General features: G+C 30.6%; 20 protein-coding genes. 10 read left to right on the top strand and 10 right to left on the bottom strand.

Features of this window, described 5'->3' with window-relative positions; genetic code table 11:
* Window position 1: 1 nt before the first annotated feature.
* The 9 genes from N5D03_RS02030 to N5D03_RS01990 form a co-directional block, all read right to left on the bottom strand.
* Window positions 2-910: a capsular polysaccharide synthesis protein gene (locus N5D03_RS02030; protein WP_280050797.1), complete on the bottom strand. Its 909-nt coding sequence runs from the start codon at window positions 908-910 to the stop codon at window positions 2-4.
* Window positions 891-1,718: a glycosyltransferase family A protein gene (locus N5D03_RS02025; protein WP_280050796.1), complete on the bottom strand. Its 828-nt coding sequence runs from the start codon at window positions 1,716-1,718 to the stop codon at window positions 891-893. The genes N5D03_RS02030 and N5D03_RS02025 overlap by 20 nt, the downstream gene beginning before the upstream one ends.
* Before the next feature lie 194 nt (window positions 1,719-1,912).
* A complete protein-coding gene (locus tag N5D03_RS02020; RefSeq protein ID WP_280050795.1) occupies window positions 1,913-2,629 on the bottom strand; it encodes a hypothetical protein in 717 nt (238 codons plus the stop codon).
* Between the two features lie 450 nt (window positions 2,630-3,079).
* A complete protein-coding gene (locus N5D03_RS02015) occupies window positions 3,080-3,895 on the bottom strand; it encodes a glycosyltransferase (RefSeq protein WP_052217484.1) in 816 nt (271 codons plus the stop codon).
* On the bottom strand, window positions 3,895-4,962 hold the full coding sequence (locus N5D03_RS02010) for a polysaccharide pyruvyl transferase family protein (protein ID WP_052217483.1): 1,068 nt from the start codon (window positions 4,960-4,962) through the stop codon (window positions 3,895-3,897). Before N5D03_RS02010 ends, N5D03_RS02015 begins: the two co-directional genes overlap by 1 nt.
* Window positions 4,947-6,221: a polysaccharide ABC transporter ATP-binding protein gene (locus N5D03_RS02005; protein ID WP_280050794.1), complete on the bottom strand. Its 1,275-nt coding sequence runs from the start codon at window positions 6,219-6,221 to the stop codon at window positions 4,947-4,949. Before N5D03_RS02005 ends, N5D03_RS02010 begins: the two co-directional genes overlap by 16 nt.
* A 17-nt stretch (window positions 6,222-6,238) precedes the next feature.
* Window positions 6,239-7,096: an ABC transporter permease gene (locus N5D03_RS02000; RefSeq protein WP_280050793.1), complete on the bottom strand. Its 858-nt coding sequence runs from the start codon at window positions 7,094-7,096 to the stop codon at window positions 6,239-6,241.
* A 61-nt stretch (window positions 7,097-7,157) separates the two neighbouring features.
* Complete coding sequence (gene rfbB / locus N5D03_RS01995) at window positions 7,158-8,204, bottom strand: dTDP-glucose 4,6-dehydratase (protein WP_280050792.1); 1,047 nt, start codon at window positions 8,202-8,204, stop codon at window positions 7,158-7,160.
* Between the two features lie 22 nt (window positions 8,205-8,226).
* Window positions 8,227-9,393, bottom strand: a complete 1,167-nt coding sequence (locus N5D03_RS01990; protein WP_280050791.1) for a nucleotide sugar dehydrogenase — start codon at window positions 9,391-9,393, stop codon at window positions 8,227-8,229.
* A 247-nt stretch (window positions 9,394-9,640) separates the two neighbouring features.
* Between N5D03_RS01990 and panB the strand changes: the two genes are divergently transcribed.
* From panB to N5D03_RS01940, 10 genes are all read left to right on the top strand, one after another.
* A complete protein-coding gene (gene panB / locus N5D03_RS01985; RefSeq protein ID WP_280050790.1) occupies window positions 9,641-10,456 on the top strand; it encodes a 3-methyl-2-oxobutanoate hydroxymethyltransferase in 816 nt (271 codons plus the stop codon).
* A 104-nt stretch (window positions 10,457-10,560) separates the two neighbouring features.
* Window positions 10,561-10,923, top strand: coding sequence for a four helix bundle protein (locus N5D03_RS01980; protein ID WP_180905832.1), 363 nt, complete (start codon window positions 10,561-10,563; stop codon window positions 10,921-10,923).
* Window positions 10,924-10,976: 53 nt separating this feature from the next.
* Window positions 10,977-11,660: an RNA pseudouridine synthase gene (locus N5D03_RS01975; protein WP_280050789.1), complete on the top strand. Its 684-nt coding sequence runs from the start codon at window positions 10,977-10,979 to the stop codon at window positions 11,658-11,660.
* Window positions 11,661-11,684: 24 nt separating this feature from the next.
* Window positions 11,685-12,545: a lipid A biosynthesis acyltransferase gene (locus N5D03_RS01970; RefSeq protein WP_280050788.1), complete on the top strand. Its 861-nt coding sequence runs from the start codon at window positions 11,685-11,687 to the stop codon at window positions 12,543-12,545.
* Window positions 12,546-12,557: 12 nt separating this feature from the next.
* Window positions 12,558-13,550 (top strand): glycosyltransferase family 2 protein, encoded by a 993-nt coding sequence (locus N5D03_RS01965; protein WP_280050787.1) that lies wholly within the window; start codon window positions 12,558-12,560, stop codon window positions 13,548-13,550.
* Between the two features lie 106 nt (window positions 13,551-13,656).
* Window positions 13,657-14,439, top strand: coding sequence for a GLPGLI family protein (locus N5D03_RS01960; RefSeq protein WP_280050786.1), 783 nt, complete (start codon window positions 13,657-13,659; stop codon window positions 14,437-14,439).
* Between the two features lie 70 nt (window positions 14,440-14,509).
* Window positions 14,510-15,295, top strand: coding sequence for a GLPGLI family protein (locus tag N5D03_RS01955; RefSeq protein WP_280050785.1), 786 nt, complete (start codon window positions 14,510-14,512; stop codon window positions 15,293-15,295).
* 99 nt (window positions 15,296-15,394) lie between these two features.
* Window positions 15,395-15,997, top strand: a complete 603-nt coding sequence (gene pncA, locus N5D03_RS01950) for a bifunctional nicotinamidase/pyrazinamidase (RefSeq protein WP_280050784.1) — start codon at window positions 15,395-15,397, stop codon at window positions 15,995-15,997.
* Window positions 15,998-16,136: 139 nt separating this feature from the next.
* Window positions 16,137-16,913 (top strand): GLPGLI family protein, encoded by a 777-nt coding sequence (locus N5D03_RS01945; protein ID WP_280050783.1) that lies wholly within the window; start codon window positions 16,137-16,139, stop codon window positions 16,911-16,913.
* 95 nt (window positions 16,914-17,008) lie between these two features.
* Window positions 17,009-19,756: a TonB-dependent receptor gene (locus N5D03_RS01940; RefSeq protein WP_280050782.1), complete on the top strand. Its 2,748-nt coding sequence runs from the start codon at window positions 17,009-17,011 to the stop codon at window positions 19,754-19,756.
* 46 nt (window positions 19,757-19,802) lie between these two features.
* Here the strand turns inward: N5D03_RS01940 and N5D03_RS01935 are convergent, their stop codons facing one another.
* The gene (locus N5D03_RS01935) at window positions 19,803-21,203 is read right to left on the bottom strand and encodes an FAD-binding protein (RefSeq protein ID WP_280050781.1); all 1,401 of its coding nucleotides are present in this window, start codon (window positions 21,201-21,203) and stop codon (window positions 19,803-19,805) included.

Raw genomic sequence — 21,203 nt, 5'->3', positions numbered from 1 at the left:
ATTAATTGATGTTTTTATATTGACCAAACATTGATTTTTTCCGAATGCAATTATAATTTAGCATTTCTGTAATAGCATTTCTGTTGTTTGAGGTTAGTTTTACTATGCTAGGGAATTTTGAAAATTTGGTTTGTAAAAGTAAATATTTTGCGATTTTAACATAATTATTTTTGAAAAGATAATTATAATAAAATCCATTTTTTTTTGAATTTAATAATCCTATTTTAAAATCATTTACATCTTTCATAGCGACTAGTGAAGCCATGTAAACCGACAAATAATTTCGGTTTTTTTCTTCTATACTATAATATTCTTTGGGATAATTTTCTATAAAATATTGTTCGGGATTTTCTGTGTTAAAGGCTTCTTGTAAACAAAATAACCAATCTTGGATTAGTTCTTGTTTTGGAAAACAAATTAGAAACCAAGATTCTGTAATAGGTTTTCCAATATTGTCATTGAGGTGACCATAGCCTTCAAAACATAATAAGTTAAGAGCTTTTTGTTCGAGAATATTTGTATAATATTTAATATCTTGATTCAATAAGATTGAGGAATCTAGCCATACACCACCATATTGATACAATAGTTTTAAACGGATGATATCCGAAAGATTGGCAATGCTTAAGTTTTGATATTTCTCGAAACCAGATGTATCAATGTATTGGTTGATATTTTTTTTATTGAGGATATTAATTTCAAAATCTGGATTATTTTTTTTCCAAGAGTTGATACAGATTTCTACTAATGGTGGAGTGTTCTCATCATGCCAATATGACCAAATTATTTTCGGGAAATTGGTCTTAAAGTTTTCATTTTTTTTATTGCCATAAAACTTGATGTCATCATTTGTTGGGCAATTAAGAATGGTCTTATTTTTGTATAAAATTTTATTTAAAAATTTTATCATAATATGAAATAATTATATTACCTAATTTGTATCTTTTACTACGATATACATTTAGATACATTTCTCTCTCTCTTTTTAAGACTTTTATCTCTAAAGCAAGTGTAGGAAAGTCTCCTAAATATTGATGAAAAAAGTCAATATGCTTTTTTGAAATAATATTTGTCATCTGAATCCTTTTCTGGTTTACTAATTCTGTTACCATTGAGAATTCTTTTATGCGATAAAAAAAACAAACTTCTGGAATATAATAAACTTCTCCTCCATCTTTTAAAATAGATATCCAAAAGTCCCAATCTTCTAAGCCATAAATAAGATTTTCATCATAACCTCCTGATTTTTCCCAAACTGATTTCTTGAAAAAAGATGATGCAAAAAAAGTATTGTAAGTGGCTATATTTGATAATGAGAATTTTTCCATTTTTATCAAATCTGATTTCATTCCAAAATTTTTTCCTAAACAAGTAATAACCTGATAATCTTTATCAAATTGAGCAGATGCTAATTCTAGATACTGAGAACCTATTTTATCATCACAATCTAGTGGTAAAATCCACTCTCCTTTTGCGATCTCTATGCCTGCATTACGGGCAGAAGATAAGCCTCCGTTTTCTTTTTTTAGGTATATAAAACGAGGATCTTTTTTGGTCCATTGCAAGGCTACTTCTTCTGTATTGTCTGGTGATCCGTCATTTACTATGATACATTCCCAATTTTGATAGGTTTGGTCTAAGACTGATTGTAGGCATTCGTCTATGTAAATAGACTGATTGTAGCATGGAACAATAACCGAAATGAGAGGTTGTTGCATGATGTGTATATTTAAGTATTTCTAATTTAGGTTGTTTACAAAGTTACTTTATTTGTAAGAATATGCAAGTTATTATTGGATGTTCTCTTCTCTATTTTTTTTTACTGTGTTTATTTATGATTATTTATTTTATTCGATAATTATGATATTCGCAATGGAAATTTGTTTACTTATTATAGTTTATGCTTTCATATTTATAGGAATGTTGTGAGTGTATAGTGAAAGGGATGAAAGAGTTTTGCTTGTTCGTTGTTTTGTGTTACAATGGATATTCCGATAAAAGGAAAAGTTGTTGTTGAGTTTTGTTGTTCTTGTATTTTTGGTGATAACTTAATTTCTGTAAGTGGTGTCGCAAGGTTATCTATTAGGACATAGAAATTTTGAAAATTGATAAGGTTTAACTCTAATTCTTCGGTGCAAACCAACCATCCTATACTGATTTCTAAATAAGCGTTTGGGAATTTGGATTTGTGTTGGAATACTAGGCCTGCTTGTATTTTTAATTCATTTGTTGGTGCATTATATTGCACATAAAATGGGGATAGTTTGCACTTTTTGTTGAGTGAACGATGTTGTAATTTACCATTTTTGTGGGCTTCTACTAGTGCTGTGTACATGGTAGATTGATTGGTTTCTTTTTTTATAGTAGAAAAAAATGAAACCAATTGGTTGTGAAAAGTACCGTCTTTTTGTTTCCAGTTGAATGGTAGTATGTTTTTCTTGAAGGATGCGGAAAACATTGATAATTCTTTGAAACGTTTCTTAACTTCTATTGTATTTGGATGCTGTTGTGCTGAACTATTAACAAATCCGCCTGCATATTTTTTGACAAAAGATTTACCATTACGTTGAAAAAAAATTAAATTTCCTAATTTACCATTTATATTAAATTCATTATCTGTTTTAGCCATAAATTTATTATATTTAAATATTGAAAATCAGTTGATTAAATTTAGTGAATTTATTTCTATTTTTCTCCTTCTTAGTTGATTTTTACTTTTGTTACTGTATTCTCAAGTCAATTTTATAGTAGTTCTATGCTACCTCTGTGCTACATTTATGTCGCCTCTAAGTCGCCTTAAAGAGGAGTTTTCTTATAAGAATCTGTAATGATACTTCATGTATATTGGTTACTATGGGGCTGAATAAGTTTGTTGATTGCTTAATTTTTTTTTGAAGTTTTATTTTTGAATGGAGATTATTAAATGTTTAGATAATGATTTGGTAATGTGATGCTTTTAATTAATAATAGATATTAGTCTAAGTATTGGGTTTGATTGCAGTATGGTCAATTACTAAGATTAATTGTTAATCAATTTTTAAACCTTTTAAATTTTATAAATTATTTTATAAGAATAAAACTAACTAGTTTTATTCTTATAAAAATCTTTCAAAGCGTAAATTATAAGGTCCGAGTTTGAAAATTTTAATTCTTTCTTAAGAAGATTTAATAATTCATTTTCATTTTTGGACTCATTCAAAGCTGATTTTAAATACTTTAATATTTTACCAATACGCTGATTATTATAAAACAATTCTTTATCATCTATCCATGTGGCTTCGTAGTGATGTATGGCATATGTATTTTTAGATAACTCTATTAAACCTGTTTCATAACTTTTTGGAGAAAAATATTCTTGAGGATATATAACAACATAATTATTCTCATTCTTGTAGATACCATCAAGCGTTAACCCTCTATCTTCTAAAATCTTTTTATAACCCATAGGACCTGTAAAAGATTGATTAAAGTTTCCATCTTCATTTATGAAATGCCTATCATTGTATAAATCAAACACATCGTTAACTAATCTACCATTCTTTTCACTGGCTACTAGACCTACATTTGGAAAGTTATTAATTTCATAACTTATAAATGCCGATAAATTTAGCATTTCATAATCAAGTGGTTTAATAAACTCTACGTCTGTATCTAAATAAATCCCACCTTCATTTATAAGTACATAATTTCTTAAAACATCTACAATAAACCCATATTTCTTGGCCTCATAACATTCCTTAACGAACTGATGAGAATTAACATCGAAAGTTTCCTCGTTCCAACATTTTATCTCAAAATCTGGTAAATATTTTTTCCAAGATGTAATACAATCTATCGCAGACTGTGGTAATTCTTTTCCTCCAAACCAACAGTAATGTATTATTTTTGGTATCATTATTTAAATTGATTTTTCCATTGATTGATACTATCCAAAGGAACTGTTAAAGTCGGTAATATATAATCTTTACTTTTCAAAAAAGGAGTAATACTTTCAATATCATCTCTTTTTATTACATTTAAATTAATGTCTTTTCCTATCTCAAGTGCGCGATTATCAATACCTATAATTAACGTTCTAATCCCTCTTTGCATTGCATATATACCTGCATGTAGTCTTGTTCCTAAATAATCAATATTACTAATATTGGCATCCAAAAACTTTTGATAAGCATTTAAATTAGGTGAGATAAATCTCAATCCTAATTCATTATTAGGATTAATTTCTTCTAAATAATCTAAATCTTTAATACTTTGAATCCATATATACACTTCGTTATAATGTAATTTTAGCATTTTTAACATTTTTAAATCATTTTCATAGTCTTTATCGTAATCTGTAATTGTAGTAACAACATTATTTGATTTTAAATTATTAAAGCTTTGTTGATTTAAATTCCAAGTTGTTGGACAGCATGTATTAATTACATTATTAATACCTATAGATTTCAATTTATTTTTCGTATACTCATCTCTTACAGAATGAATAACCTTATCTGAAAGAATAGTTTTTAAAATTAATTGTGTTTCTTCAGTAATTACATCATCATATAATCCCCAACCTACCCCTAAAAGAACACATCTTTTATAGTAATAACTTAAATCATCTTTCCTAATTCGCCATGAGCGAAATTTTTCCATAGAACCATTCAATAAATTTGTTCCAGAAACAAACAAAAATTCTTTTTCTAACAACCATTCACGTTCAACATTATTAATACTTATATGAGTTGGATATGTAGTAAAATATGCATTACTATCAAATGTATCATTCAAATGAAGGTTGATTGACTCCATTATTATATTATCTCCAAGATTAAAAGATGTAACACTCGTATCTAAAATCCCTAAATTTTTAAATCTATTATTTTTATCAATTTTATCTGTTGTATCAATAATGTAATCTTGTTTTTCATTTTTGTTAGAAAATAGCTTTCTATAAATCTTCTTTAATATTGTTTCCATTCACAAGGTGTATAAATTAAATTATATGATTTATTTACAGATTTCCCTCCAAAAATCTGTAATTCTGATGGTATTATTTCTATTGAAATAATACCATCTAAGAAATCTATTGTTGATAATCCATTATTTAGGGATAATGAAAAGTTATAAATCCCATCAAAAACATTTAATTTGTCAATAATTAATTCGATTATTTTAGAGGTTGAATCTAATTCGATTCCCATTTCAGAAGTTCTCCATGCAGCAATACCGTTTCCATATACATCATTCATTCTAACATTAATTCCTAAATCGTTAAAACTTTCTTGAATATCTAACTCAATTCTTAATTTAATTTTCTCCCCCATCTTAAAAGATGTTTTTTCTAACTGTGAGTCAACATCAATTAAACTTAGAGATTTTATATTAGTTTTAAATTCGGACTTAAATTTTTTAACAAGATTCTTTGTTTTTAGATTAGCATTATTTCCTAATAAATATGAATCAATTGTTTTCTGTATTTCTCCAGAATATCTTATTGTGCCATTCTCCATATAAGCTCCATAATCACATAAGTTTTGAATCGCAGCCATATTATGACTTACAAACAAAATAGTACGTCCTTCTCCTTTGGTTACATCACCCATTTTACCAAGACATTTCTTTTGAAATTCGGCATCACCAACAGCAAGAACCTCATCAACAATCAGAATTTCTGACTCCAAATGTGCTGCAACAGCAAAAGCTAAACGAACATACATTCCCGAAGAATAACGCTTAACTGGCGTATCTATATAACGTTCTACTCCTGCAAAATCTACAATTTCATCGAACTTACGTGTAATTTCTTTACGCGTCATTCCAAGAATTGCTCCATTTAAATAGATGTTTTCACGACCTGTCATTTCAGGATGAAAACCTGTACCAACTTCTAACAAAGAAGCAATTCTTCCTTTGTATTTTATAGCCCCTGTTGTTGGCTTTGTAACTCGCGAAAGAAGTTTCAATAACGTTGATTTTCCTGCTCCATTTCGCCCAATAATCCCAACAGCTTGCCCCTGTTCTACTTGAAAATTAATATCTTTTAATGCCCAAACGTAATCCGAATCTCCTTTTTGAGTACGATCATTGGTTTCTCCAATTTTAAGATAAGGATCTTCCTTTCCTTGAATAGAAGCAAACCATCTTTTTATATCATGTTGCAATGTTCCTGTTCCTACTTCTCCTAAACGATACTGTTTCGAAACATTTTCAACATCTAAAACTATATTTTTTGACATCATTACATCTTTTAAAATTAAACCGTATCCATAAAACTTTTCTCGACCTTATTGAAAATCAAGGTTCCGATAATTACAATGATCAATGTAAAAATAGAAGAATAGGTTAACATTCCGATATTAAAATCACCCACACCTAAATAGCCATATTTAAAGCATTCGAAGATACCTGTCAATGGATTTAATTCTGCAATCCATTTGTATTTCTCTGGAAATGCAGAAACAGGCATAATAACAGGTGTAGCGTACATAAACAAAGACACTCCAAACCCTAAAAGCATATTTACGTCTTGATATTTAGTCGTTAAAGAAGAAAATATCATTCCTGTTCCCATGGCAAACCCTGCCATTAATACAATTAAAAATGGAGTGGCTAATATCCATAAGTTAGGATGCACGTTACCTTCTGTAAAATAATAATAGATAATAACACAAATAAATAGTGCAAATTGAACACCAAATCGCATTAAGTTAGAAACAACTATAGATAAAGGCATAACCAAACGCGGGAAATAGACTTTCCCAAAAATTGAGGCATTTCCTCTAAAAACAGAAGAAGTTCCTGTAAGACAAGATGAAAAATAGTTCCATAAAGTAACACCTGCTAAATAGAATGCCATTTTTGGTGCACCATCAGTCGATAATCCTGCAACATTTCCAAATACAATAACATACATTATTGTCGTGAAAATAGGATTGATAAAAAACCAAATGGGTCCTAAAACTGTTTGTTTAAATGAAGTAATAAAATCTCTCTTCACTAACATGTAAACGAGATCTCTGTACCTCCAAACCTCTTTTAGATTTAATGTAAAAAAGCTATGCTTAGACTCAATAACTTCTGTCCATTGGTTTGTTTCTGAGTTTAAACTCATAAAATAAATAAATTTAGGTTGTTTAAAATTTTTAGGTTCTTTTTCCAAAACCTAAAACTATTTAATTATATTGTTTTTCGTAATAATTTTGGTAATCTCCAGATGTTACATTGTCTAGCCATTCTTTGTTTGATAAAAACCAATCAATTGTTAGACTCAAACCTTGCTCAAACGTCACACTTGGTTTCCAGCCTAATTCTTCGTTGATTTTAGTCGCATCAATTGCATAACGTAAATCGTGACCTGGACGATCTTTCACAAATGTGATTAATTGTTCTGAAGTTCCCGCTTCTTTACCCAATTTTTCATCCATTTGCTTACACAATTCTTTCACCAAATCGATGTTTTTCCATTCGTTGAAACCTCCTACATTATAAGAACCTCCATTTTTTCCTTCATGAAAAACTAAATCAATCGCTTTGGCATGATCGATCACGAATAACCAATCACGCGTATATTTTCCATCTCCATAAATTGGAAGTGGATTTCCATTCAAAATATTATGAATACACAACGGAATTAATTTTTCTGGAAAATGATTTGGTCCGTAATTATTTGAACAATTTGTCATCACAATTGGTAAACCGTACGTATCATGATAAGCTCTCACAAAATGATCTGAAGATGCTTTTGAAGCCGAATATGGCGAATGCGGATCATAAGAAGTTTCTTCCGTAAAAAAACCTTCATCACCCAAAGCGCCAAAAACCTCATCTGTTGAAACATGATGAAAACGTTTTCCTTCGAAATTATTGTTCCAAATCGTTTTTGCAGCATTCAATAAGTTTACTGTTCCAATCACATTCGTCATCACAAAATCCAACGGATTTGTAATAGAACGATCCACGTGAGATTCGGCAGCTAAATGAATAACACCATCTGGTTGATGTCTTTCAAAAACTTCTAATATATGTTTTGCGTCAGTAATATCAGCTTTTACGAATTCGTAATTTGATTTACTTTCGATATCTTTCAAATTCTCTAAATTTCCCGCATATGTCAACGCATCAAGGTTGATGATTTTCGTTTCAGGATATTTTAAGACAAATTCTCTTACAACGTGAGAACCGATAAAACCAGCTCCCCCAGTGATTAAGATTGTGTTCATAGTATTTTTATAGTTGTTATTTTTAGTCATTTCCAAATAAATCTCGGGTATAAACTTTCTCTTTCACGTCAGCTAATTCAGGTGCATTTCGATTCGAGATAATCACATCACATGCTGCCTTAAAAGCTTCAAAATCATTCATCACTTTCGATCCAAAGAAAGAATCTTCTTTCAGAACCGGTTCATAAACCACCACTTCAATTCCTTTTGCTTTGATTCGTTTCATTACTCCTTGAATCGCAGAAGCTCTAAAATTATCCGAACCTGACTTCATAATCAAGCGATAAACACCAACTTTTTTAGGATTTTTTGCGATGATAGAATCTGCAATAAAATCTTTTCGCGTTCTGTTTGCGTCAACAATTGCTTGAATAATATTATTCGGAACTGCATCATAATTAGCCAATAATTGCTTCGTATCTTTTGGCAAACAATATCCACCATAACCAAATGATGGATTGTTGTAATGTGAACCGATACGAGGATCCAAACCAACTCCTTCGATAATTTGTTTACTATCCAAGTTGAATGTTTGTGCATAGCTATCTAACTCATTAAAATAAGCGACACGCAAAGCTAAATAGGTATTCGAAAATAATTTGATTGCTTCTGCTTCTGTTGAATGAGTAAACAACGTCGGAATATCTTTCTTAATTGCTCCTTCTTTTAACAAATTCGCAAAAACTTCTGCTCTTTCACTTTGTTCACCGATAATAATTCTTGATGGATACAAATTGTCGTATAAAGCTTTTCCTTCTCGCAAAAATTCAGGAGAAAAAATAATATTTTGATAGTCTAATCGTGATTTTAAATCTTCAACAAAACCAACCGGAACAGTCGATTTTATAATAACTACAGCATTCGGATTATATTGCTTGACATCCTTTATAACCGATTCTACACTTGATGTATTAAAATAATTTGTTTTTGGATCATAGTCCGTAGGCGTTGCAACAATCACATATTCTGCATTTGCATACGCAGTTTCTTTGTCTAAAGTCGCAAGAAAATTAAGCTCCTTATTCTGCAAAAAATCTATAATTTCTTTATCTTCAATTGGAGATTTTTTTGCATTGAGCATTGCAATCTTTTCTGGAACAACATCTAACGCCACTACCTCATTATGCTGAGCTAATAAAATTGCGTTAGACAGACCAACGTAGCCTGTTCCCACTATTGCTATTTTCATTTATGGTTATTTAAAATTAGTTTAAGAGAACAAATTTAGTGAAATTCTCTCAATTCGAATACCAATTTACTAAAAATGAGCAAATAGACAAGTATATTTACGTTTATAAAATTGTAAAAATTGTTATTTCATTTTCAACGAACCGTTTATCTTCTTCTTCATTTGTCAAACTGGAAAAAATATCAGTCAAAATTAGTTCTGTTTTAATATTCAAATTAACTTTACAAAAGTTAAAAATATAAACGTAATGTCTGTAAATAAAGAAATCAAACGTATCACTACCGAAACTGTGCGTAACATGAAATTTACCGGAGAAAAAATTTCGATGTTAACGGCTTACGATTTTACAATCGCTTCGCTTGTAGATGCGGCTGGAACTGAAGTTATTTTAGTTGGTGATTCTGCTGCTAATGTAATGGCTGGTCACGAAACGACTTTACCAATTACTTTGGATCAAATGATTTACCATGCTCAATGTGTCGTTCGTGGTGCTAAACGCGCTTTGGTTGTCGTTGATTTACCTTTCGGAACTTATCAATCTGATCCGCAAAAAGCCTTAGAATCTTCTGTTCGAATCATGAAAGAATCTGGTGCACACGCGATCAAATTAGAAGGTGGAAAAGAAATCGAAGAATCTATTCGTCGTATCGTAAATGCTGGTATTCCTGTTATGGGACACTTAGGTCTTACGCCACAATCTATTTACCAATTTGGTTCATATAAAGTACGTGCAAAAGAAGATGCGGAAGCAGAAAAATTAATTAGCGATGCTAAATTATTAGAAGAATTAGGATGTTTTTCATTAGTAATGGAAAAAATTCCAGCTGATTTAGCTGCTAAAGTAACAGCCTCTGTTAATATCCCTACAATTGGAATTGGAGCAGGAGCTGGTTGCGACGGACAAGTTTTAGTTGTACATGATATGTTGGGATTAAACAACGAATTCAAACCAAAATTTGTTCGCAAATATTTAAACTTAGAAGATCAAATTCATCAAGCTGTTGGACAATATGTTGCGGATGTAAAATCGGGCGACTTTCCAAATGCGAATGAACAATATTAGAAATTAAGGTTAAGGTTGAGATTGAGGAAAAGACAAAACTCAATCTTAACCTCTTTCTAAACTTTTTTTAATCTCAGTCTATTTCTTAACCTAAATCTTAACTCATGCCTTATCACGATTTCACAGAAATGCCAATTTGGATAAAAGCAATGAATATCGCTGTTCAAGTTTTTGAGTTAAGTTCAAATTTACCTCGAACAGAAGATTATGGGTTAACATCACAAATAAGACGTTCTGCAGAAAGTATTTCAGCAAATATTGCTGAAGGTTTTGGCAAATCTAGTATTAATGATAAAGTTAAATATTATGAAATCGCAAAAGGTTCGGCTTTCGAAACAAAATCTCATTTGTATTATGGACAGAAAGTTGGATATTTTAACGAAAACACAATAAATCTTCTTCTTGAAGAATTAAATGCTACAATTTTTGAGATTAATAAACTCAAAAAAGCATTAAAAATTAAATAAATTCTAATTAATTAGGTTGACTTTCTCTAAGTCTAAACCTTATTCTCAATAACATGAATCCAGAAATTTTATTCGAAGATAATCATTTGTTAATTATTAACAAAAAAGCAGGCGAATTAGCACAAGGAGACGAAACAGGCGACATTCCACTTATCGATAGTCTAAAGGACTATATAAAAAACCGCGATAACAAACCTGGAAATGTTTTCTTAGGATTAGTTCACCGTTTGGATCGTCCAACTTCTGGTGTGTTGATTTTTGCTAAAACTTCGAAAGCCTTAACGCGTATGAACGAAATGTTTCAGAAACGAAACATTGACAAAGTTTATCGCGCGATTGTACAGAGTAAACCTCCAAAAGACTTCGAAAGATTGGAACATTATCTAAAGAAAAATCCAAAAAATAATAAAACAACGGTTTATTCTAAACCAACGCCTGATGCTAAAAAAGCAATTTTAGAATACACCTATTTAGGCGCTTTGGATACTTTTCATTGTGTCGAAGTGAAGTTATTTACAGGTCGTTCGCATCAAATTCGCGCACAACTTTCTTCGGTTGGTTGTCCTATCAAAGGCGATTTGAAATACGGTGCTAAACGTTCTAATCCTGATGGAAGCATTTGTTTACATGCGCATCGCATTACATTTGAGCATCCTGTAAAAAAAGAAGAAATGACAATTGTAGCTCCAGTTCCGAAAGATGCAATTTGGCAAGCAACGAACAAATTTAATTCGTAAATTTGTCGCTTATTTGTTTGTCAAATGAATAGCATTTTTTATTTCATAATTTATCAAATTTCACGTTTACCTCTTTCGGTTTTATACAAATTCTCGGATTTTCTGTTCTTTCTGCTATACACAGTTATTGGTTATAGAAGACGTGTCATTAGAACAAATTTAGAAAACTCTTTTCCCGAAAAATCTCAGGAAGAAATCAAAGTAATTCACAAGAAATTTTATGCAAATTTTTGTGATTATTTAGTTGAAACTTTAAAAAGTTTTTCTATTTCTCAAGAAGAATTGGACAAACGATTTACATATTCTAATCTCGACGTTTTTAATGAAATAAAAAATGAAAAACGAGATGTCATGATGATGTGTGGGCATATTTTCAATTGGGAATGGTTTATTGGAACGGTAAAACATTTACCAACAAAAGAAAGTGCAGCTGTCTACCATAAAATTAGAAATCCTTTTTGGAACGATAAAATCAATGCAATGCGTGGTCGTTTCGGAACAAAAGCGTTAGATATGAAAGATGTGTTGCGTTTTATGATGAAAGCTCCAAATGATGGAGAATTAGCCTATTTATTTGTCGCAGATCAAAGTCCAAAACAATCGGCTGTTCACTATTTTATTGATTTCCTCAATCAGAGAACGCCTGTTTTTAATGGTTTTGATAAAATTGCACGCCGCAAAGACATGGCTGTTGTCTTTTGTCAAACCGAAAAAATAAAACGCGGTCATTATCACACAACTTTTATTCGACTACAACCTCAACAAGATAAATTTGAAGAAAATGAAATTGTTCATCAATTTTTTCATCATTTAGAACAAACCATTCAACAACATCCAGATAATTGGCTTTGGAGCCACAAACGTTGGAAATATGCCGATTTGTAATTTTAAATATTCATGAAAACAGCAATTGCAATCCTAAATTGGAATGGCGAAAAATTATTGCCTCAATTTTTACCTTCAGTTATTAACAATTCTAAAAATGCAACAATTTATGTAATTGATAATGCGTCGACTGACAATTCAATCGAATTGTTGACAACTCAGTTTCCTTCTGTCAAAATCATTCAGAACAAAGGAAATTATGGTTTTGCACAAGGCTATAACGAAGGTTTAAAACAAATTGATGTAGAATATTTCTGTTTATTAAATTCGGATGTCGAAGTAACTGAGAATTGGATAGAACCAATTGAAAAGTTATTCGATAATAATTCTGATATTGCGGCTATTCAACCCAAAATATTAGACTACAAAAACAAAGAATATTTTGAATATGCTGGTGCCGGAGGAGGTTTCATCGATAAGTTTGGTTATCCATTTTGTCGCGGACGTGTTTTTTCAACTTTAGAAAAAGATAACGGACAATATAATGATTCCACACAAATTTTTTGGGCAACTGGCGCAAGCTTATTTATTCGAAAAAAAGATTTCTTTGAACAAAATGGTTTTGACGAAGAATTCTTTGCACACATGGAAGAAATCGACTTGTGTTGGCGATTAAACAATACTGGACGAAAAATTTATTATTGTGGAGAATCGACTGTTTATCATTTGGGCGGTGCAACTTTGGATAAAGCCAATCCAAAAAAATGGTATCTAAATTACCGAAATAGTTTGTGGATGATGCTTAAAAATCTACCTGCAAACAAACTTTTTCCGATGCTTTTCACACGTCTTTCTATGGATGGAATTGCTGCTGTTGCATTTTTACCAAAACAAGGACTTCCACATGTTTGGGCTGTTTTCTTATCACATATGCATTTTTATTTTGGTTTTATAAAAATGTATAAAAAACGTCAACAACATCAAATTAAAAATTATTCGGATAAAGAATTATTGCCATTTCAGTATTTCATACAAAAACGTCAGTACTTTAAGGATTTAAAATAATCTGTCTTCAAATATTAAATCATTTCTTAAAATTTCTATAAATTTTTAATTCTATTATTGTAGAATATAAAAATATTACTATCATTGTAGAACAAATCAAACTACAATGAAAAAAATAGTTACATTATTTACTTATTTCGTTCTACTTACCACTATTTCTTTTGCACAAAAGCTTGAAGTGAATTATCAAGAGATTGTAAAAGTAAATGCAGAAGAATTTAAAGGTTCTGTAAAATTTTCTACAAATGGTAAAGAAAGTACAATTCCGACTGATGTTTACAATGACATGATTAAGAATATGCAAGAGCCAAAAGATTTTATCTTAACAATCAATGAATACGAATCATCTTATAATAAAGTCGAAAAAATAGATAATCAACAAGGAGGAAATGGAATGAGAGTTTCGATGAGTTTTGGAGATTCAGGAAATGGTTTATTCAAAAATTTAACTACAAAAGATTATTTGAAAAGTGTAAAATCATTTGACAAAACTTATACAATAAAAGATAAATTAACCGAATACAAATGGCAACTGACGCGTGAAACAAAGAAATTAATTGGTTTTGATGTCAAAAAAGCAACAGCAATTGTGGATAGTACAACAACTGTAATCGCATGGTATGCTCCAAGTATTGCGATAAAAGATGGACCTGGAATTTATAATGGTTTGCCTGGTTTGATATTAGAAGTAGAAATCAAAAACTCAAAAAATAAAGGAATCGAAAGTAGTACTATTCGTGCAACAGAAGTCAAAGAAATCCCAAACCTCAAACCAATCGAAAAACCAAAAGATAAAAATACAATCACCAACGAAGAATATAAAGCGTTAAGTGAAAAAGCAATGGAAAGGCTAAAACAGATGAGTTCTGAAGGTGTTAGTAAGGATTAAAGAAAATATTTTCATCCTTCATTAAACATTTTATACTATTTCTTGTCTAAGAGCTATAATCACATTTAAAATGAAAAAAATAATTTCAGTTTTTATTTTACTAGTTAGTTTTTCAGCCTTTTCGCAACAAGAAAAAGTAGAAATTTCATACACAACGCGTATTATTTTGCCAGACGATTTTACGTTTCAACCTCCGGGAGGTGGCAATGGACGTACGATGTCAAAAGAAATGCAAGAGCAATTCAAGAAAAATATTCAAGAACCTCAAGAAGCTAAGTTGACTATTTTGGGAGATGAATCTTTGTATAAAATGGTTGAAAAAATATCAAACGATCAAAGTCAAGGAATAAGAGGTCCACGTGGAGGCGGAATGCGAATGATGTCGATGAATGGAGATAATATTTATAAAAATAGTACAAATCATTTGCTTTTAAAAGAGCAAAACATGATGGGGAAAAGTTATGTTGTGAAAGATTCTTTGCAAAATTTTGATTGGAAATTAACACGAGAAACAAAAACAATCTTAGGGAATGAAGCTAAAAAAGCAACTGCTATTATCGATAGCGTTCAGACAACAGTTTGGTACATTCCAACATTAAAATATAAAACTGGTCCAGAAAATTATTGGGGATTACCAGGTTTGATTGCAGAAGTACAAACAGAAATTAACAGAGGCATGTTTAAAGGCTCTAAAATTATTTCTTTGACGGATATCAAAACATCAACGAATTCAAAACCAATCGAAAAACCAAAAGATAAAGGTGCTATTTCGCAAACAGAATTTGATAAATTGATGCAAGAACAACGCTCACGTTTTGAAGAAATGCGAAATTCTGGCGTAAATAAACGAGATTAAGGTTTCTTAAAATTCGATTAATTTTCATAAAAAATTGGTTCAATTTCATATTATAAAACTTATATTTAATTCTAAATTAATCTTAAGAAATAAAATACTATGAAAGCTTTAATCATCGTAGATATGCAATACGATTTTTTACCAGAAGGTTCCTTAGCTGTGAATGATGGAGATAAAATTATCGAACGCATAAACAAATTACAAGAAAAGTATGATGTTGTTGTGGCAACGCAAGATTGGCATCCTGCAAATCACAAAAGTTTTGCTTCTCAACATACAGATAAACAACCTTTTGATGTAATCGAATTAGGTGGAAATCGTCAGGTTTTGTGGCCAGATCATTGTGTACAAGGCACTAAAGGAGCAGAAATACACAAAGATATCAAGCAAAATAAAATAAGTGCAATCATCCGAAAAGGTATGAATCCAGAAGTTGATTCGTATAGTGCTTTTTTTGATGTGAATAAAAAGAATCCAACAGGGCTAAATGGATTTTTGAAAGATCATAATGTAACGAGTGTATACATTTGCGGTTTAGCAGCTGATTATTGTGTGTATTATACAGCAAAAGATGCTTTAGAATTGGGATATACAACATATATTTTAGAAGGAACAACAAAGGCTATTAACCAAGAACTTTTTGATGAATTGAAAGAAGATTTTATCAAAAAAGGAGGAAATGTCTCGACGTATTTATTATAAAAAAATAATAAATTGCTAGATAAAAATGTCATTTGAAAATCCTTAACTTTTTGAATGACATTTTATTTTTAGAATAATTTAAGCAAATATCTGTAACATTAGTCAATAAAAGCAGACTAATTAGACAAATACAACAATTATGAGAAAAGCAATCTTAACATTTGCCTTAGGAATTATCACAACAACAATTTCTATCGCGCAAGACAATAAAACACAAAATATAGACGCAACTTATGTTTGCGAAATGAAATTGGATTATGACAAAACAATGGCACAAGTTCCTCAACAATATCGCTCACAAGTTGGTCCAATGTTGAAAGCTGAAATTGATGCTGGTGTTTTCATGAACTATTTCTTAAAAAGTAATTCAAAACAATCAACTTTTGTATTAGAACAAAAAGTAGGAAATGCTCAATCTCAAGGAGGAATGATTGCTCAACAAATGGCATCATTCGATAATAAACCAACTTATAAAGACTTTACAGTAACTCCAAATTTGTATTACAAAGAAGTTGATATGGGGGCAAAACAATATTTGATTAAAGACCAAATTCCTGATTACAAATGGAAAATTTCTCGTGAGAAAACTGATATTGCAGGATACAAAGCAACAAAAGCAGAAGGCGTTATGATGGATTCTATTCCAGTAACAGCTTGGTTTGCGCCAGAAATTCCAATAAAAGATGGACCAACTTCTTTAGCTGGCTTACCTGGTTTAATTGTAAAAGCTCAATTTGATTACCAAGGAACAACAATGATTTTCACTTTAAAAGAATTAAAACTTTCGGATAAAGAATTAAAAGTTAGCATTCCTACAAAAGGTGAAACTGTAACGCATAATCAATTCATGAAAATTGTAGAAGATATGCAAAAAAAGATGAAAGAAATGATGAATAGCGGTGTAGATACCCAATAATTCATTAAACAAAATATAAAACACATCTGTTTCTAACACATAAACAGATGTGTTTTACAAAAACTCTATTTTGAGTCATCAACTAAAAAATACATATGAAGAAATTACTCTATCTAATTTTATTTACTTCAGCTGCTCTAATCTCATTTGCACAAGAATGTAAATTAAAAGGTGCTGTTGCAAATGATGCTGGAATTCCTGTTACAGATGCTTCTGTCTCTATTTTTGATAGTAAAAACGAAGGAAAAGGTTTTGTTTTTACAAGTAACATGGGTGAATTTGAATTCAAATTGCCTTGTGGACAAAAATATGACATCGAAATTGAGCAAGCTGGTTACGAAACATATGTTGAGAATGTTGATTTGACTGAAAATGTCAACAAAAAAATAAAGCTTAAACAAGGAAAAGAAATTTCTTTAAAAGAAACAATTGTAAAAGCTCAACAAGCGATCAAAGTAAAAGGTGATACAATTGAGTTTGATGCAGATTCTTTCAAAGTTGGAAATGAGGAAACATTAGAAGATATCCTTAAAAAATTACCTGGAATTGAAGTTCAAAATGGAAAGGTAATGTACAAAGGTAAACCAATGTCGCAAGTAACAGTTGGTGGACGTGAAGTTTTGGGTGGTAACGAAAAATTATTGAACAAAAATTTACCTTCGGATGCGGTTTCTAAAATACAATTAAACACGAAGTTTAAATCAAATCCTTTTGCTTCTTCCTTACAAGAAGATGACGAACAATTCTCGTTAAACATCGAACTAAAAGATGATATGAAGCGTCTTGCTTTTGGTAATGTGACGTTAGGTGGAGATGCGGACAAACATACAGATGCGCAAGCTAAAATTTTCTATTTCTCAGAAAAAACGGACGGAACTTTAATCAATGATTTTAATACATTCGGGAAACAAGTTTTTGATCAAGATGATTATATGAGCTTCTTTGGTGGATATTCTGAATTTAATTCTGAAGGAAGTATTTATTCATTAAGAGGAAATTCGAACAATCTAAACCTGATGACAAAAAATGATGCGCCGAGTATGAATACCTATAATGGTGCTGTGCATTTTGGTGTTGAACCAAATAAGAAATTAAAAATCTCTGGTTTTGGTTTACTTAATACCAATAATATTCGTTACGATTCTAAATCTGAGCGTTATTACAATAACATCGAAACACCTTATACAACAGTCGATCAGGAACAAAATAAGAGCAATATTTTGATGGGAATGTCGCGCTTGCGTTTAGATTATAATCCGAATGATAAAGGACAAATTAAATATCGCTTAAATTTTAATTATTTAGATAGCGAAAACGAACAATTGGTTGATAGCTATTATAACGATCAAAAAAATAGCTTTAGAAATGTAAATTCTGAACAAAAGAATTACTCTTTATCACAAACTTTATCTTACATCCGTAAAGTTGGACGCGATGATAATGTTGGTTTATATTTCCGTCATCAATATCAAAAAGATACGCCAGATTACAATGTTTTATCAACAGCAAATCCGTTCTCATCTTTTAATTTGTTCAAGAATTTATCTCAAGTAAATAATCAATATAATATCAATCAAGATCAAAATTTTGTTTTGAATACTGTTCAATTATATGGAATCTACAATCACTTGTTGACAAATACATCTAACCTTAAAATTAAGGTTGGAACAAATTTTAGTACGCAAGATTTTGAAAATAAAATCTATGATTTTCAGAAATTAATGAATGATAATTCATTAATCACTAATACAGATTTAGATTACAACGAGACCTTTGCTGATGTAACTTTGACAAAGAAACTAGGAAACTTTCAAGTAGATGCGGGAGCTGGAGTTTCGTTCTTTAATGAGAAATCGAAATACCAAGATGGTGAAAAATTAAATCGTTCGGAAACGAAATTTTTACCTCACCTGAATTTGCAATACAAGTTCAACAATGCAACAAGTGTTCGCGCAAGTTATTCACAAAGCTATAGCTATCCGTACACAAAAGATTTTAATGATTCGTACACCATTCAAAGTTACCAATCTATTTTCTACGGAAATAGAAACTTAAGACAAGCTTTGACACATACAGCAAGTCTTAATTTTAGTCATTTTAACTCATTCACATTCTTTAATATTTTTGCGAATTTGAGTTATACATTACAAGAAAAAAGTATACAAACGCAATCTGTTTTAAACCGTGATTTTATCATCTCTGGAAACGATACAATTGTAAATAACTATCAATTCAATACCTTAATTAATTCTGGTAGTAACCAAGAAACTTATTCAGGATATTTCATGATTGGGAAACGTTTTGCTAAATGGTACAATGCACGATTAACAGGTAATATTTCTACTTCTAATTATTATACCATTACACGAAATATTGAATATGAAAATGGAGTTGTTAAAAATGATGATTTGAACAATGTAAACAACAAAAGTTTTAATCAAACATATAATTTAGAGAACTCATTCACATTCAAAAAGAAATTTGAATTGAAGGCTGGGGTTAATTTAAACCTAAGTAAATATCAATCATTATCTGAACAGAAATTTACGAACTGGCGTCCATACGGGGAAGCTGCTTGGTCCGCTACAAGTAAATTATTAGTTCAGACCGATTTCTCTTATCGCTTACAATACCGTGATGGAGTAGAAATAAACACAGCAAAAGAGTGGAATGCTTCTGCGCGATACAATATTGCGAAGAAAACTTATTTAACTCTTACAGGTGGAAACTTATTAGGAAACAACGTAATTGTTTCGAATGGATTTAATGATAACTACATATCGACTACAACTAAAAATGTTTTGGGAAGATATTTTATCGTGAGTTTACGATATAAGTTCTAAAATAAATGAATTAAATAGTAAAAGCCCTTCTATAGAAGGGCTTTTACTATTTAATCACTTGTGGATAATCAAACAAATTATTTGGATCATATTTCTTTTTCAACTTTTGTAATCGAACCAAATTATTTCCGAAATAAGCATTATTTGCATCAGGAAAATTAATATCTGGATAATTTCGGTACTGTTTTACATTTCCAAGATTTCTTAATAATTGTTGCACTTCTTCAAATGATTTTGTCAACTTTTCTTCTTGCGAAGGCAAATCCCAATATGCTTGTAATTCGCTCAAATAATTAATATCACGATGTGGATAAGCAGAATCTGAAGCTTTGACTTCATTGATTTTTCCTCCCAAAGTATTGATCTGATAAATCATTCCTTTAGAAGCAACAACTTTTGCAAAAATATCTTCCAAACCTTTTTCGATGTCTTCAATTCCTGTGTACAAACCAGCCGAAGAATTTTTGAAATAAATTGGTTCTGTTACACCATAATAATTTTTGAGCGCAGCAGCCAGATTTCTATTTTTCATCGGTTTGTAATCATTCGCTAGTGGAATTAAACTCGAAAATATTTTCTCAAAATCAGTTTGATTTGCTGCAAAATTGGTAAATAAAATCGTTAAAAATTTTCCATTCAACACAAAAGCCGAAAAAGCTTCGTTGGGTAACTTTTCCGTTGCTTGAAACCAAAATCGAATTAATTTGACAAATTTATCAGAAGTCAAATTATTAAACTTCATACGATATCCGCTGAAAGATTGTGGCGCAGGATAAGTTTTGAAATGTAATTCCGTCACAACTCCAAAATTTCCATTTCCGCCGCCTTTGCACCCCCAAAGTAAATCTGGATCTTTATCAGAGTCGATTGTATTTCCTTTGTAATCGATCATTTTTACACGAAGCAGATTATCACAGGTCAACCCATATTTTCGGCTAAAAAAACCATAGCCACCGCCCAAAGTCAAACCACCAATAGCCACAGTTCCACATGATCCAGCTGGAATAATTCTTTTCTTAGGTAAAAAATTCGCATAAATTTCTTGCAACAAACAAGCTGGTTGTAATTTTACTTTATTCTCTTGCAACCACGTAATTTTGTTCATCAATCCAAGATGAATCAACAATCCGTTATCAACATTCGAAAAACCTTCAAAACTATGCCCTCCACTTCGAATTGCAATTTTTAGTTTCTTTTCGTTTGCTAATGCAATTGCTTTTTTTATTCCAGTTTCTGATTTACAAACTGCTATAATCTTAGGAAATTTCTCAATTCTTTTATTGAATGATTTTCGGTATTGATTATACTTTTCATCATCTTTTGTCAAGATTATTAAATCATCATCCAAAAAATCATCAAACGAATAAAAAGACATAAAAAAAATCCCTAAACTACCTGTACCAAGTAGTTTTAGGAATTCTCTTTTTGTATAATTTGGTTGTTTCAT

Origin of the sequence: Empedobacter sp. GD03861 (assembly GCF_029840885.1) — a bacterium.
In the GTDB taxonomy this organism is placed as follows: domain Bacteria; phylum Bacteroidota; class Bacteroidia; order Flavobacteriales; family Weeksellaceae; genus Empedobacter; species Empedobacter falsenii_B.
This window is presented reverse-complemented; position numbering and strand designations above follow the sequence as displayed.

Bases quoted from the DNA above. Each gene is read 5' to 3' on its own strand.
- N5D03_RS02030 (WP_280050797.1), bottom strand. From the start codon at position 910: ATGATAAAATTTTTAAATAAAATTTTATACAAAAATAAGACCATTCTT.
- N5D03_RS02025 (WP_280050796.1), bottom strand. From the start codon at position 1,718: ATGCAACAACCTCTCATTTCGGTTATTGTTCCATGCTACAATCAGTCT.
- N5D03_RS02020 (WP_280050795.1), bottom strand. From the start codon at position 2,629: ATGGCTAAAACAGATAATGAATTTAATATAAATGGTAAATTAGGAAAT.
- N5D03_RS02015 (WP_052217484.1), bottom strand. From the start codon at position 3,895: ATGATACCAAAAATAATACATTACTGTTGGTTTGGAGGAAAAGAATTA.
- N5D03_RS02010 (WP_052217483.1), bottom strand. From the start codon at position 4,962: ATGGAAACAATATTAAAGAAGATTTATAGAAAGCTATTTTCTAACAAA.
- N5D03_RS02005 (WP_280050794.1), bottom strand. From the start codon at position 6,221: ATGTCAAAAAATATAGTTTTAGATGTTGAAAATGTTTCGAAACAGTAT.
- N5D03_RS02000 (WP_280050793.1), bottom strand. From the start codon at position 7,096: ATGAGTTTAAACTCAGAAACAAACCAATGGACAGAAGTTATTGAGTCT.
- rfbB (WP_280050792.1), bottom strand. From the start codon at position 8,204: ATGAACACAATCTTAATCACTGGGGGAGCTGGTTTTATCGGTTCTCAC.
- N5D03_RS01990 (WP_280050791.1), bottom strand. From the start codon at position 9,393: ATGAAAATAGCAATAGTGGGAACAGGCTACGTTGGTCTGTCTAACGCA.
- panB (WP_280050790.1), top strand. From the start codon at position 9,641: ATGTCTGTAAATAAAGAAATCAAACGTATCACTACCGAAACTGTGCGT.
- N5D03_RS01980 (WP_180905832.1), top strand. From the start codon at position 10,561: ATGCCTTATCACGATTTCACAGAAATGCCAATTTGGATAAAAGCAATG.
- N5D03_RS01975 (WP_280050789.1), top strand. From the start codon at position 10,977: ATGAATCCAGAAATTTTATTCGAAGATAATCATTTGTTAATTATTAAC.
- N5D03_RS01970 (WP_280050788.1), top strand. From the start codon at position 11,685: ATGAATAGCATTTTTTATTTCATAATTTATCAAATTTCACGTTTACCT.
- N5D03_RS01965 (WP_280050787.1), top strand. From the start codon at position 12,558: ATGAAAACAGCAATTGCAATCCTAAATTGGAATGGCGAAAAATTATTG.
- N5D03_RS01960 (WP_280050786.1), top strand. From the start codon at position 13,657: ATGAAAAAAATAGTTACATTATTTACTTATTTCGTTCTACTTACCACT.
- N5D03_RS01955 (WP_280050785.1), top strand. From the start codon at position 14,510: ATGAAAAAAATAATTTCAGTTTTTATTTTACTAGTTAGTTTTTCAGCC.
- pncA (WP_280050784.1), top strand. From the start codon at position 15,395: ATGAAAGCTTTAATCATCGTAGATATGCAATACGATTTTTTACCAGAA.
- N5D03_RS01945 (WP_280050783.1), top strand. From the start codon at position 16,137: ATGAGAAAAGCAATCTTAACATTTGCCTTAGGAATTATCACAACAACA.
- N5D03_RS01940 (WP_280050782.1), top strand. From the start codon at position 17,009: ATGAAGAAATTACTCTATCTAATTTTATTTACTTCAGCTGCTCTAATC.
- N5D03_RS01935 (WP_280050781.1), bottom strand. From the start codon at position 21,203: ATGAAACAACCAAATTATACAAAAAGAGAATTCCTAAAACTACTTGGT.